This is a genomic window from Sorangium sp. So ce375 (assembly GCF_051473855.1).
In the GTDB taxonomy this organism is placed as follows: Bacteria; Myxococcota_A; Polyangia; order Polyangiales; family Polyangiaceae; genus Sorangium.
Genome location: NZ_CP150335.1, coordinates 9,603,638 through 9,616,324, shown reverse-complemented (window position 1 = coordinate 9,616,324; position 12,687 = coordinate 9,603,638). Strand labels below are relative to the sequence as shown.

Below are 12,687 nucleotides of genomic sequence, written 5' to 3'. Positions count from 1 at the left end.
CGCGCATGGCTTGATGCTCACCGCCTGTCCATGGAATCCTGCGGGCGAGAAACCCACCGACCCGACGGGCGGTGAGCCAGGGGATCATCCATGAAGCTCAGAACGTCGCGCGTGTGGTTCCTCATGCAGCGCATCGAGGTCGAGGCGGGCACGGCGAGTTGCCTATTTCCGCCCAAGGATATTTGGGGTCGGAACATGGACCTCGAGACGCTGGGCAGGCTGTGCGCCGAAGCATGGCACGACGACCTGCCCGAGGCGGACCGCGCATGGGCCGAGGCGCATCGCGAGAAATTCGGGAGGTGGGTCGACGATTCGCGGCCCGGGGCCATCCGCCCGAGGGTGGATGCGGGCTCTCCCGAGGGCCTCACGGGCAGGTTCGACAAGGAGCCCGCTCCACCGTGGCCGATGCTGCTCGAAGCCGTCAAGAGCGCGTTTTTTGCGTTCGTCGTGGACTTCGAGCAGACGGTCGAGGGCGAGGGCGAGGGTGCGACGGGCGATCCGACAGCGCGCCTCCACCGGACGTCCATCTGGCGGGCGCTGACGGCCGACGACGCCCCCGAGGTGGACCGGCCCTCGGCGCTCCGCGCTTTTCAAAGGGGGTTTCGGCGCGGGCGCCGCGGGCTCCCGAACTCCATGACGAGGCCCATCGCCCCGAGGCTGGAGCCTGCGCGGTTCTGGCCGGTGAATGCGCTGCTCCATCTCCCCGGGCCGAGCGCGGCGCGCAACCGAGCCCTCTGGGACGCGTCGAGTCACTGCACGGATACAAAGGAGTACCGGGCGCTCCAGCAGGAGCTGCGCGATCTCTATGCGAGCGCCTGGCGAGACGACGTGCCGGAGGAGGACCGCGAATGGGCCGAGTCTTACCGCCACTCCTGCATCAACGAGGTCAACCGTCGCCGGCGAGACGCCGTGGCCCAGAGCGCGTACGAAGGCTATCTCCAGAGCAGCGACGGGCTCTTCGAAGGACAGCCCGCAAGGCCGTGGCCGAACCTGAGAGGCTACGACTCGGACCCATGGCGTGCTCTCGTGGATGCCGTCGAGGATGCGCCCGAAGGCGAGAGCGAGCTCGTGACCGCCGAGGCGGCAGCGCGCGAATTCTGGGACTCGCTCTACCGGGAGGCCCCGCCATGGGACAGCGACCCGGCCAAGGTGCACTGGCTCGCGGCGGTCCGCGCCGCGCGACGAAAGGGGCTGTCATGAGCCTCACCGAGGCACAGAAGGGCGAGGGCTGGAAACACCCCCTCCTCGCGCACCTGCCGCTCTGAGACGGAAGGCTCGCCCCGAGCGTCATCCGTCCTCCAACCCCTCTCCTCCCCCCTCCACCTGCCCCTTCTCGGCCGCCTCGCGCGCCAGCGCTCCCGCATGGATCGCCCGCACCTCCTCCATCGTGCTGACGTTCCCTGCAGCCTTGTCGGGCCGGTACCTCTTCACCCGCGCAAACCGCAGCGCGATCCCCCCGGGGTACCGCGGGCTCGCCTGCACGTCGTCAAAGGCTATCTCGATGACGACCTCCGGCCGCACGTACACCGTGTCTGCGTCGCGGCCGATCTCGAGCTCCAGCAGCCGCCGCGTCTGCCAGGAGAGCATCTCGTCCGTCATGCCCTTGAACGTCTTGCCGATCATGACGAATCCCCCGGACTCGCGATCACGCGCCCCGAGGTGCAGGTTGCTGAGCAGCCCTCGGCGCCGGCCTGTCCCCCAGTCGGCCGCGAGCACGACGAGATCGAGGGCGCGCGCCCGCTTCACCTTGAGCCACGAGCCGCGACGCCGCCCGGCCTCGTAAGGCGCGGCGAGCGACTTGGCGATCACGCCCTCATGGCCGTGGGCGAGCGCGTTGGCAAAGAACGCCTCGGCCTCGGCCGCCGTCGGCAGCTCGATGCGCGGGACGCGCAGCGACCTGTCCAGCACCTGCCGGAGCGCGGCCGTGCGCTCGCTGCCGGGCCGGTCGAGCAGATCCTCGCCGTCGAGGTGCAGCACGTCGAAGAACAGGGCGCGCAGCGGCAGCTCGGCGCGCAGCGCGGCCGCGTCGTGCGTGCGGCCGAAGCGGCGCATCGTGACCTGGAACGGGTGCGGCGCGCCGTCCGCGCGACAGGTGATCGCCTCGCCGTCGAGCACGACCGAGCGGACCGGGAGCGCCCGGACGACCTCGACGATCTCCGGGACCGCCTTCGTGACGGCGCCCAGGCCGCGGCTGAAGACGCGCACCTCGCCGCCGGCCTTGTGCACCTGCACGCGCACGCCGTCGATCTTCCACTCCAGCGCCATCGCGCGGAGCTCGCCCAGCGCCGTGGCGATGTCGTCGGCCGACTGCGCCAGCATCGGCTGCACGGGGCGGAGCAGCTGCAGCGAGAAGCGCTGGAGGCCGAGCGCCCCCTCGAGGAGCGCGGCCTTCGCCACCTCCACCGCGTCCCCGGCGAGCATCACCGCGCGCCGCAGCGAGGCCGGCGGCACCGCCGCCGCGCGCGCCACCGCCTCGATCATGATCGGCTCGAGCCGCTCCTGGCGGAGCTCGCCGGCGAGGAGCCGCGCGAAGAAATCGCGCTCGCGATCGGTGGCGCGCGCGAACAGCCGCCCGAGCGCCGCGCGGCGCTCTCCCCCGGCGCCCGGCCCCGAGGCGCGCGCGATCTCCGTGAAGACCGCGTCGGCCTCCGCCAGGGTGAGCGCAGGCTCGGCGACGGAAGGACCAGCCCGGCGGGCCTCGGCGACCATCCCAGACCCGACGCCGAGCCGTTCCTGACGGAGCCGCCCGGCGAGCCAGTCGACGCCGATCTGCACCTCCGCGCGCGAGAGGCGGCGCAGGAGCCCGGTGAGCGCACCGATCTTCTCGACACGGCGAGAGAGCGTGGCGACACGCTCGGAGGTGGCGACGAGGTCGGTAACGAGCACGCGGGCAACCCTAGCCTGGCACCTCGAGAGCTCACGCTCGACGGGTCATTGGATGAGGCCGCTGCAGGGTGTCCTCCGCAACCGAGCCGGGGAACTCCGCAGGATCGGACCTGGCCCATGGGCGCCAAGTGTTCTCCGCATGGGCCGAGAGAGCCTACCAAAGCGTGTAAGGCGGCGGAGCAGAAAAGCGCTCTCTCGCGCCGGGATGGTGGCCACTTCCGGTTGCAACCACTTCCGGGGAGGGGCGAAGAATTATCATGTCGTCGAGTCCCTCGCTCGGTCGCCGCCCCCCGGCCGCGAGCAGGCGAGAGCGCGATCGTTTTTCAAAATGATCTCGTGAGCCGCTCGTATCGATTCGCCAGGTGCGAAGCGCCTGACGCGCCTGCGCCGCCCCGCGGGGGAGGGAGGGTGCGCGGAGCTGGTCCGCCATGCCCGTGGACTCCCGAACACGCCGCGAGATCGGCCCTGCCGCGCCCGTCTCCTCCGACGGCGCGATCGCTCCGTTTAGTTGACCTCCGACGCGGGCCTTGATACCGGGTTGGCGGTCGGCGCGCCGTGGGCAGGTGAACACGGCGGGCGGGCGCAGATTTCCTCAACCACACAGCTCAGGAATAGCGCCCTCCGCTGACAAGGCCGTCGGTTTTGGCCTTGGGAGCAGCTGGCTTGGTTTTTGCGCAGCACCTCTCCGGCAGCTTGACTGTACTGGAAGGCGCTGACGTGGTGTTGGTGTCCGCACGGGAAGGCGACGGAGGTTCTTCGATGGTGGAACGGCAAGTCCGGAAGCGGGTGGGCGTCGTGATGGGCGGCTCGTCGGGTGAGCGCGACGTGTCCCTGCGCTCGGGCGCGGCCGTCGCCGAGGCGCTCGAGGCGCGCGGGCACGATGTCGTGCGGATCACGCTCGGGGACAGGTTCGGCGCGGAGCTCTGCGCGACCCTCCAGCGCGCGCGGCTCGACGCGGCCTTCCTGGCACTGCACGGACGTCTCGGTGAGGACGGGTGTGTGCAAGGCGTCCTGGAGCTCGCCCAGATCCCGTACACGGGGTCGAGCGTGCTCGCGAGCGCCCTCGCGATGGACAAGCTGAAGGCCAAGGAGATGTTCCGGCTGCACAACGTGCCGACGCCTCCCTACTACACTGTGGGTGCGAATCAGGACCTCGAGGAGCTCGATGCGGTCCATGGCTCGTTCGGGTTCCCCGTCATCGTCAAGCCGCGCGGCGAGGGGTCGAGCCTCGGCGTGACAAAGGTCGGGTCGCTCGAGGAGCTGAAGTCGGCGCTCGCGCTGGCGTTCGAGTTCGACGACGCCGCCATCGTGGAGCGGTTCGTGGCGGGGACCGAGGTGAACGTCGGGATCCTGGACGGGAAGGTCCTTGGTGCGATCGAGATCGTGCCGAAGAAGGGGCTCTACGACTACGAGGCCAAGTACACGCCGGGCATGACCGAGTACCACATGCCGGCGCGCCTCCCGCCGACCCGCTACCGCGGCGTCCTGAACCTGGCGGAGCGGGCGGCCCAGGCGATCGGGTGCACGGGCGCGGTGCGCGTGGATCTGCTCGTGACGGGCGGAGAGAACGAGTACGTGCTCGAGGTGAACACGCTGCCGGGCATGACCCAGACAAGCCTCCTGCCGAAGATCGCGGAGGCCGCGGGCTACGAGTTCGGCGACCTCTGCGAGGCCATCCTGGCGAGCGCCCGGCTACATCAGCCGGTGCGGCGCCGCGCGCCCGCCGCCTCGGAGCTCCGGCTCAGCGAGCGGGGGCAGGCCGAGAAGCGGCTGCGCCTCGTGAAGTCGGCGATCTGAGCCGAGGGGCCTCCTGGCCCGAATTCCGCGCTCCAGCGGTCGTTTCTGCTGACCGTGAGCTTCAGGGCCACCCCGGCCGTGGGCGCCTCGAACCCGTTCTCGACGGCGCCCTCGCTCTTCTCACACACCGTGCTGCCACGCTCGCTGCCGTTGAACGCGCCTGTCCCAGGCGCCCGGCGTCGAGCTTGTCATCTTGCCGAGAAGCTCTCTTGGGCCGCCCGCTGGTCGGCTCCGGGCTCGTTGCTCCGCGTGGCTCCCGAGTCGATAGGAAGGTCAACTCGATTCATGATGCCTCCTGTGCGACGACACTTGCGTTGGATCCACAATCAGAAAGCGCTGGAGCGCCGAACGGGTTGAAGGCTGTTTGAATCGAATGGGTCGCGACGCCCGGTCGAGCTGCCGGGAAGCGAGCTCCAAGGGCAAGGAATGGGGGAAAGAGAGAAACCGCAAGGGCGCAAGGGGCGCAAGGGACCAGAGACGAGATATTTTCTTGCCTTCCCTTGCGCCCCTCGCGCCCTTGCGGTTGCTCTTCCCTTCTGTTGATTCCTCGGGACTCCAATATGCTCGGTGGGGTAGGCGACAGGCGGTGAATCAGGCCGCCTCGCGGAACCTCCTGGACCGCGCGGCGAGCAGCGCGGCGAGGAAGAGCCAGGGCGCGGACGAGCCGCCCGGGTCAGGGCCGGCGCCGCGCGCCAGGGCGCAGCCGTTGCCGTGCGCGCGCAGCGGGCCGCTGCCCTCCGGAGCAGGCGCCGGAGGCGCGCCGCCAGCGCCGCCGCCGGAGCCGCCGGAGCCGGCCATCGCGGCGCCGCCGCCATCGCCCTGGCCGCCGCCGCCGTCGGCTCCGCCACCCTGGCCCTCGCCGCCCGCGCCGCCGCCCGCGCCGCCTCCGGAGCCGCTGGTGGCCTCCGCGAGCAAGCAGCCGCCGGCGATGCACTCGCCGCCGGGACAGGGCGCTCCGTCGAGCTTGGAGCGCCTCTGGCAGGCGCCGGTGGACGGCGCGCACAGGGCGCGCTGGCAGGCGGCGGGGTCGGGCTGCGGGCACACGAAGGGATCGCCGCCAACACAGGCGCCGTTCCGGCAGGTATCGGTCTGCGTGCAGGCGTTGCCGTCGTCGCAGGGGCTTCCGTCGGGCTTGCGCGGGTCGTCGCAATCGCACGCGTCGCCGGTCCCGTCGCCGTTGACGTCGGCCTGGCCGGAGTTCGGTATCAAGGGACAGTTGTCCACCGTATCGCCGACGCCGTCGGCGTCGTCGTCGTCATCGCAGGCGTCGCCGAGGAGGTCACCATCGGTGTCGGCCTGGAGCGTGTTCGGGACCGCAGGGCAGTTGTCGTTGGCATCGGGGATCCCGTCCTCGTCGCTGTCGAGCGCGCAGGCGCCGGCCAGGCACAGCCCGCTCAGGCACTCCTTCGGGAGCGAGCACGCGGCGCCGTCAGGCTTCTTCGGCAGGCAGCCGCCGCCGGTCGTCGCGCAGTAGGCCGCGCCGGCGCACTGGGTGTCGAAGGTGCAGCCCGTGAGGCAGGCGCCCGCGACGCAGCGGTAGTCGCCGCAGGACCGCGTTCCGCTCTCGGCGCAGACCCCGAGCCCGTCGCAGAGGGGGGCCTCGACGAGCTCGGAGGCGTCCTTGCACGAGGCCGCGCCGCAGAGGGTGCCCTGCGCCCGCAGCTGGCAGGCGCCGCGGCCGTCGCAGAGGCCGGTGGCGCCGCAGGAGGAGGCAGGCTCCGCGGCGCAGTCGTCGTCCGGATCGGCGCCGGCCTGGATGGGCCCGCACGCGCCGTCGCGGCCGGCGCCCTTCTTCGCGGCCGAGCAGGCCATGCACACGCCCGCGCAAGGGGCGTCGCAGCAGACGCCGTCGACGCAGGAGGCGCCGGCGCAGTCCGCGTCGGTGTCGCAGCGGTCGCCGGGGAAGGCAGGGGTGTAGAGCTCGGCGCCGATGGTGTAGGCGGCGTAGGGGGCGGGCGACGCGCCGGTGACAAGGACCTTGCCATGGCGCAGCAGGGTCGCTGCGTGGCCAGAGCGCCGGGAGTACATCGTCCCCGCCGGAGACCAGCTGTTCGTGGCGCGGTCGTACACCTCCGCGCTCGCGAGCTCGTCGCCGAGCCCGTAGCCGCCTGCGACAAGGACCCGCCCGTTCAGGAGCCGCGTTGCCGTGTGATCTTGGCGCCTGGTGCTCATGGACGCTCGCGGCGTCCAGCGATCGGCCGTCGGATCGTACTCCTCCGCGCTCCCGAGCACGCCGTCTCGCTCGTTGTTGCCGCCCACGACAAGGACCCCCCCGCCTTCCAGCAGCGTCGCCGTGTGCCCCTGGCGCACGGCGTGCATCGGTGCTGCCGCCGTCCAGACGCGCGTGGCGGGGTCGAAGAGCTCCGCGCTCCAGCCGTCACCGCCGCTCCCGTTGCCGCCCGCGACAAGGACCCGCCCGTCGTCCAGCAGCGTCGCCGTGTGCCGCGGGTGGGCGGCGATCATCGCCTCCGCCGCGCGCCAGGTGCCGTCCGCCGGGTCGTAGAGCTCCGCGCTCGCGAGCTCGCCGTCTCGCTCGTTGTAGCCGCCCGCGACAAGGACCCGCCCATCGCCCAGCAGCGTCGCCGTATGGCCCTGGCGCGCGGTGAGCATCGGGCCTGTCGCCGTCCAGCTGCGCGCGCGCGGGTCGAAGAGCTCCGCGCTCGGGCCGTCACGGCCCGCTCCGCCGCCCGCGACAAGGACCCGCCCGTTGTCCAGCAGCGTCGCCGTGTGCCCCTGGCGTGAGGCGAGCATCGGGGCTTCCGCCGTCCAGGCGTCTTCCGCCGGGTCGTAGATCGCCGCCCTCGCGAGGTTGACGTGGTCGACCCCGAAGCCGCCCGCGACGAGGACCCGCCCGTCGTCCAGCAGCGTCGCCGTGTGCTCCTGATGGATGTCGCGCACCGGCGCCGCTTCCGACCACCGGCTCGCGCCCGACGGGTCGTAGATCTCGGCGTTCGATCCGATGCTGCCCTGATTGCCGCCCGTCACGAGCACGTTGCCGTTCGGGAGCAGCGTCGCGGTGTGCGTGCTGCGGCCCACGGCCATCGCCGGCACGTTCGACCAGGCCTCCGCCGTCGGGTCATAGATCTCCGCGTCCGCCACGGGGGTGGACGACGTGTACCCGCCGGTGATCAGGATCCGCCCGCCGTCCAGCGGCGTCGCCTCGTGGCGAAAGCGCATGACGCGCATCGGCGCAGCCTGCGTCCAGCGGCCGCTCGCAAGGTCGTACAGCTCCGCGCTCGGAAGCTCGCCCGCTTCCTCTACGTTCGCGAAGCCGCCCGTGACGAGGACCCGCCCGCCGTCCAGCAGCGTCGCCGTGTGTCCCTCGCGCGGGGCGAGCATCGGCTGCACCGGTGTCCAGCGGTCCTCGGCCGGGTCGTACAGCTCCGCGCTCGCGAGATCGCCTTCGCCGCCGTAGCCGCCCGTGACGAGGACCCGCCCGTCGCCCAGCAGCGTCGCCGTGTGCCCGTAACGCCCGGCGTTCATGGGCGCGGCCGCGGTCCAGGTGCCCTCCCGTGGGTCGTACAGCTCCGCGCTCGCGAGGTACTTGCCGTTGTTCCAGCCGCCCGCGACAAGGATCAACCCGCTGTTCAGCCGCGTCGCCGTGGGCCCCTGGCGCGCGGCGCTCATCGACCGCGCTGGCGTCCAGCGGTCCTCGACCGGGTCGTACAGCTCCGCGGTCGCCAGCGCGCCCGGGATGTCGGCGCCGCCCACGACAAGGACTCGCCCGGTGTCCAGCAGCAGGGCCGCGTGATCCTGGCGCGGGGCGCTCATCGGCTGCGCCGGCGCCCAGCTGTCTTCCGCCGGATCGTACAGCTCCGCGCTCGCGAGGTAGCTGCCGTCGCCATAGCCGCCCGCGATCAGGACCCGCCCGTCGTCGCCGCCGAGCCACGTGGCCGTGTGCCCGGCCTCCCGCCTCGTGGCCATCGCCCCGACGGGGCGCCACAGCGGATCCACCAGAAGGAGCTCGGCGGACGCCTCGACGAGCAGCGCGATCTCCGCCCCGCGCGCCTCGAGGCGGGCAGCGATCGGTCGCCCGCTCTCCGCGAACGCTCGCGGCGCGGTGACGCGCAGCCGCGGCGTCCCCGCCGCGTCCACCACCTCGACGGCCTCGCCGCGCTGCCGCAGCGCCGCGCCGTCCACCTCCCAGACGGCCGCGGGCTCACCCGCCGGCCCGGCGCCCGGCGCCACGGTGAGCCATTCCTCGATGCCCCCGGCGACCGCCCGCCAGAACGACGCGCCGCCCGCGCGGCCGTAGATCACCGCGCCAAAGGCCACCGCCCCCGGGCCGGACGCGCCGGCCTCCCGCACCCGCACCTCGAAGCCGCCCGCGCCCGAGAGCCGCATCCAGCCGCCGCCGTCGCGCGGCAGCTCGGCCTGGAGGCGCGGCCCGCGCCCCGAAAGGCCAGGCGCGCCCAGCGCGAAGCCGCCGCCGGTCGCCACAGGCGCGCCGGGAGCGCCGCTGCCCAGCACCTCGGCGGCCTGCGCCGGAAACCGGCGCTGCACGAGCGCCGCCGCGCCCGCCGCGCCGTCGCCCCCGGCCGCGCAGCTGAGCGCGCCCAGCAGTCCCAGAACGGCCAGCGCCACGGCGACGACAGCCAGCAGGCGAGAGTCCAACGAAGCTCGCATGCCGGCGAATGTCTCACGCAGTTACGCTCGCAACAACACCGCCGCGAGCGTGGCTCACACGAGCGATGTGCAGATCCCGAACCGGGGATGATAGACCCCGACTCGGCGCTTGCCGCTCCGCGTCTCGGGCGTCACGAGGACCACAACGCTCTTGTCGAGCGGCGCGTCCGCGCGAATCCGCACGTGCTGGCCGGCGACGACGACGTGCCAGATGTTCACCGTCCCGTACCTCGTCACGACGGCCCCCTCGTAGATGTGCGCCGCCGACGGCGCGCCGCGGAGCGCCAGGCGGCACGCGGCATAGCTGCCCAGCAGCTGATACAGGAGCACGATCGGCATGACGGCGTACGAGAAGCCGAGGAGCATCGCGACGAGATCGATGTGCCGGAAGAACGAGCCGACCCCGACGAACGCCGCCCAGAAGAGCAGCGAGTACGCCACGCCAGTCAGCTGGTGCCGGACGTGCCGCAAGGCCGCCCAGCGGCGCGGGGGCGGCGCGCGGAGCTCCTCGGGCAACTGGCTCGCGTTGGGCGGCTGCATGTCGTACCGCTCCGACATACCCGGGGCGGCTGCGGAGCTCAATCGGACAGCGCGCGAGTCGCCGCGTCCTGCCGCGCTCCTCCAGGCGCCTCGCCGCTCCCGTTGCGCCTGCGCTCGCCGCCGGAGCCCGCTCCCGCCGGCCTGCCAGCGATCACGGCGCGAAGATCACCGCCCCGCCCGGCGGGATGCTCATCGAGAGCACGCCGGTCGCGGAGACGATCTCGGTCGCGCCGCCGAGCGCGTCCGTGAGCTCGGTACCGGCGGGCAGGCCGAGCGCCTGAGCGACCTCGACCGAGATGTGCTGCTCCGTCCCCGCGCGCGTCAGCGCCACGATCGCGGATCTCCCCCTGGCGAGCCGGCGGCCGAAGACCAGCGTGTCCTCCGTGGCGGTGAGGTTCACGTAGGCGCCGCGGCGGAGCGCCGGGATGTCCCGGCGCGCGGTCCCGAGCGCGCGCACGAAATCGAGCGTCTCCAGCTCGTCCGCGGTGAGATCCTCCTCCGGGCGCCACATGCTGCGGTTGTTCGGGTCGACGCCGCCCCACGCGCCGTACTCGTCGCCGTAATAGAGCAGCGGCGCGCCCGGGAGGCCCAGGAGCCACGCCATCGCGAGCCGCACGCGCGTGTACACCTCGGGCGACTCCGGCCCTTCCGCGGTGTCCGACCACTGACGGCCCGGGACCTCGCGGCGGCGAGGCCCCGCGTCGTCCCGGTAGTCGGCCAGCGTCGCGAACCGTGCCGTGTCGTGGCTGCCGAGGTACGGCGTCATGATCGCGCCCTCCGGCCACCGCCGCTGCCCGTGCTCGACCCAGTACGCGGCGTGCAGCATGCCCGCGTCGCCCCAGCCGAACGTGCGGTACGAGACCCCGTGATAGAGGACGAAATCGAACTGGCCGTCCAGCCCCTGAGGGCCGATGTATCTCGCGATCGTCCCGTAGTTCTCGTCGTTGCACGGGTCGGCGCAGTCGCTCCAGCCCATCGCCGTCTCGCCCATCAGGAAATAACGGGTGCCGGCCGGCTCGAACGCCTCCCGGACCTCCGCGGCGAGGTTGCGTGTCGCGATCTCCTCCACGTGCTTCACGGCGTCCACCCGGAGCCCGTCGAGATCGAACGCGTCGAGCCAGTAGATCGCGTCCGCCACGAACGCGGCGTTGGCCTCGGGCACCGTGTGGTCCACGTCGGGGAGATAGCTCGCGAACATGCAATCGAGCGCGTGCGACGTCCAGTCGCACCCGTCTGTCCCGCAGACACACCCCGTCCTGAACCAGTCCGGGTGAGACGAGACATACTCGTGATCTTCGTGCACGTGGTTCACGACGAAGTCCTGGAGGACGCGGATCCCATGGCGGTGCGCCTCGGCCACCACCGCGCGGAGCGCCTCGGCGCCGCCGAGCCGAGGATCCACCTGGCGCGCCTTGATGGGCCAGTAACCGTGATACCCGGTGACCTGGTGGACTCCATCGCTCGCCGGGTAGGCGCCGGCAGGGTTCTCCTGGAACGGTGTGAGCCAGATGGCCCGCACGCCCAGCGCGTCGAGGGTGCCGTCCTCGATCGCCTGCCTCAGCCCCTCGAGATCCCCGCCGGCCCAGTCGCCCCGCGGATCGGCGCCCGGCGTGGCGGGCGCGTTCAGGGCCGGATCGCCGTCGCGGTAACGATCGGTGACGACCATGTAGATGAGCGCGTCCTCCCAGGAGAACGGCTCGGCCTCGACCCAGAAGACAAGCCGGAGCGGCTCGCCGGCGCGTCCGCTCCGGGTCGCCCCGCGGAGGGTGACGCGGTATTTGCCGTCGTCGAGGCCCCCCAGGAGGATCCGCACGTCGCCGCGCGCGTCGATCGAGAGCTCCTGAGCCGTGAGCGGGCGCGCGTCGCCGTCCTGGTCCTCCAGCACCGCCTCGAACGCGGCCGCCTCCGGGCCTGCGCCCTCGATGCCGTCCCGGTACACGAGCCGCGCCTCGAAGGCGCCCTGTCCGGCGGCAGGCCGCGTCGCCTGGCTCGACGCGACCGAGAACGACGGAAGGCGGCAGTCAGGGACCTTGACGGCCGAGTTCTCGATCCCGTCGACGTATTTGCGGCGCCCCTCCGCCGGGTCGAGCACCCACGAGGTGTCGCCGCCGTACCGATAGGCGATTTTGTAGCCGTGGAGCCCCGGCGGCAGGTCGATGGTGGCCGCGAGCCGGCCCTGCGCGCCGCCCTGCAGCTGCGGGGCAGAGCCGAGATCGAAGCCGTTCCACTCGCCGGGGACGCGGACATCCGTCGCCCCGGGAGGCGCGATGAACGTGAACGACGTTGGACAGAGGACGTTCCCGTACTGCGCGCCGCCGCCAGCCCCGCCGCCGCCAGCCCCGCCGCCGCCAGCCCCGCCGCCGCCAGAGGCCTCGCCGCCTGACGCGCCCGCGCCAGCGACCTCGCCGCCCGACGCGCCGGCGCTGCTCGTGCCTTTCCCCTGGCCTGCGTCGAGCTCGCGATCGTTTCCACACGCGAGCGGGAGAGCGGGGAGCACGACGGCGCAGACAGCGGCCATCACGACGGCAGAACGGCGGCGCGACATGGCCTCGAGCAGTATCCGATCGCGAGAGGCGTGTCAGCGCGCGCGTCGCGCTGAACCAGCGAAGCAGCCGCGGAGAAAAGCGACGCTCCGCCCACGCTGTCGCGTCGCCAACAAGGGCCTCCCTGGTTCCGTCGGGGCTCCGCCCCGCTCCGCGCTCCGACGTCCGCTTCGCCGCGGCCTTGGCCGAGCGCATCGAGTCGCCTCGCGCGCAGGAACGAGCCGCCTGCAACGGATTGAAACCTGCTGAATAGGGCAGAGATCGAGCCGCCTGGCGCGCCAGGGACGCGAAGAGG

6 protein-coding genes are annotated in these 12,687 nt (G+C 72.5%); 2 read left to right on the top strand and 4 right to left on the bottom strand.

What is annotated here, in order from left to right; all coding sequences use genetic code 11:
* Positions 1 to 90: 90 nt before the first annotated feature.
* The gene (locus tag WME90_RS35880) at positions 91 to 1,200 is read left to right on the top strand and encodes a hypothetical protein (protein WP_437276565.1); all 1,110 of its coding nucleotides are present in this window, start codon (positions 91 to 93) and stop codon (positions 1,198 to 1,200) included.
* A gap of 87 nt (positions 1,201 to 1,287) precedes the next feature.
* On the opposite strand, the gene WME90_RS35875 is transcribed toward WME90_RS35880, so the two are convergent.
* Positions 1,288 to 2,886, bottom strand: coding sequence for an ATP-dependent DNA ligase (locus WME90_RS35875; RefSeq protein WP_437276564.1), 1,599 nt, complete (start codon positions 2,884 to 2,886; stop codon positions 1,288 to 1,290).
* A gap of 759 nt (positions 2,887 to 3,645) precedes the next feature.
* On the opposite strand from WME90_RS35875, the gene WME90_RS35870 reads away from it, so the two are divergent.
* Positions 3,646 to 4,683, top strand: coding sequence for a D-alanine--D-alanine ligase (locus WME90_RS35870; RefSeq protein ID WP_437276563.1), 1,038 nt, complete (start codon positions 3,646 to 3,648; stop codon positions 4,681 to 4,683).
* A gap of 591 nt (positions 4,684 to 5,274) precedes the next feature.
* On the opposite strand, the gene WME90_RS35865 is transcribed toward WME90_RS35870, so the two are convergent.
* The 3 genes from WME90_RS35865 to WME90_RS35855 all read right to left on the bottom strand — a co-directional run bounded on the left by WME90_RS35865 (position 5,275) and on the right by WME90_RS35855 (position 12,394).
* Positions 5,275 to 9,309: a Kelch repeat-containing protein gene (locus tag WME90_RS35865; RefSeq protein ID WP_437276562.1), complete on the bottom strand. Its 4,035-nt coding sequence runs from the start codon at positions 9,307 to 9,309 to the stop codon at positions 5,275 to 5,277.
* A gap of 54 nt (positions 9,310 to 9,363) precedes the next feature.
* Complete coding sequence (locus tag WME90_RS35860; RefSeq protein WP_437276561.1) at positions 9,364 to 9,849, bottom strand: hypothetical protein; 486 nt, start codon at positions 9,847 to 9,849, stop codon at positions 9,364 to 9,366.
* Between the two features lie 151 nt (positions 9,850 to 10,000).
* Positions 10,001 to 12,394 (bottom strand): alpha-amylase family glycosyl hydrolase, encoded by a 2,394-nt coding sequence (locus tag WME90_RS35855; protein WP_437276560.1) that lies wholly within the window; start codon positions 12,392 to 12,394, stop codon positions 10,001 to 10,003.
* Positions 12,395 to 12,687 lie beyond the last annotated feature (293 nt).

Coding starts and splice junctions, on each gene's coding strand:
- WME90_RS35870 (WP_437276563.1), top strand. CDS start 3,646: ATGGTGGAACGGCAAGTCCGGAAGCGGGTGGGCGTCGTGATGGGCGGC.
- WME90_RS35855 (WP_437276560.1), bottom strand. CDS start 12,394: ATGTCGCGCCGCCGTTCTGCCGTCGTGATGGCCGCTGTCTGCGCCGTC.
- WME90_RS35880 (WP_437276565.1), top strand. CDS start 91: ATGAAGCTCAGAACGTCGCGCGTGTGGTTCCTCATGCAGCGCATCGAG.
- WME90_RS35860 (WP_437276561.1), bottom strand. CDS start 9,849: ATGCAGCCGCCCAACGCGAGCCAGTTGCCCGAGGAGCTCCGCGCGCCG.
- WME90_RS35865 (WP_437276562.1), bottom strand. CDS start 9,309: ATGCGAGCTTCGTTGGACTCTCGCCTGCTGGCTGTCGTCGCCGTGGCG.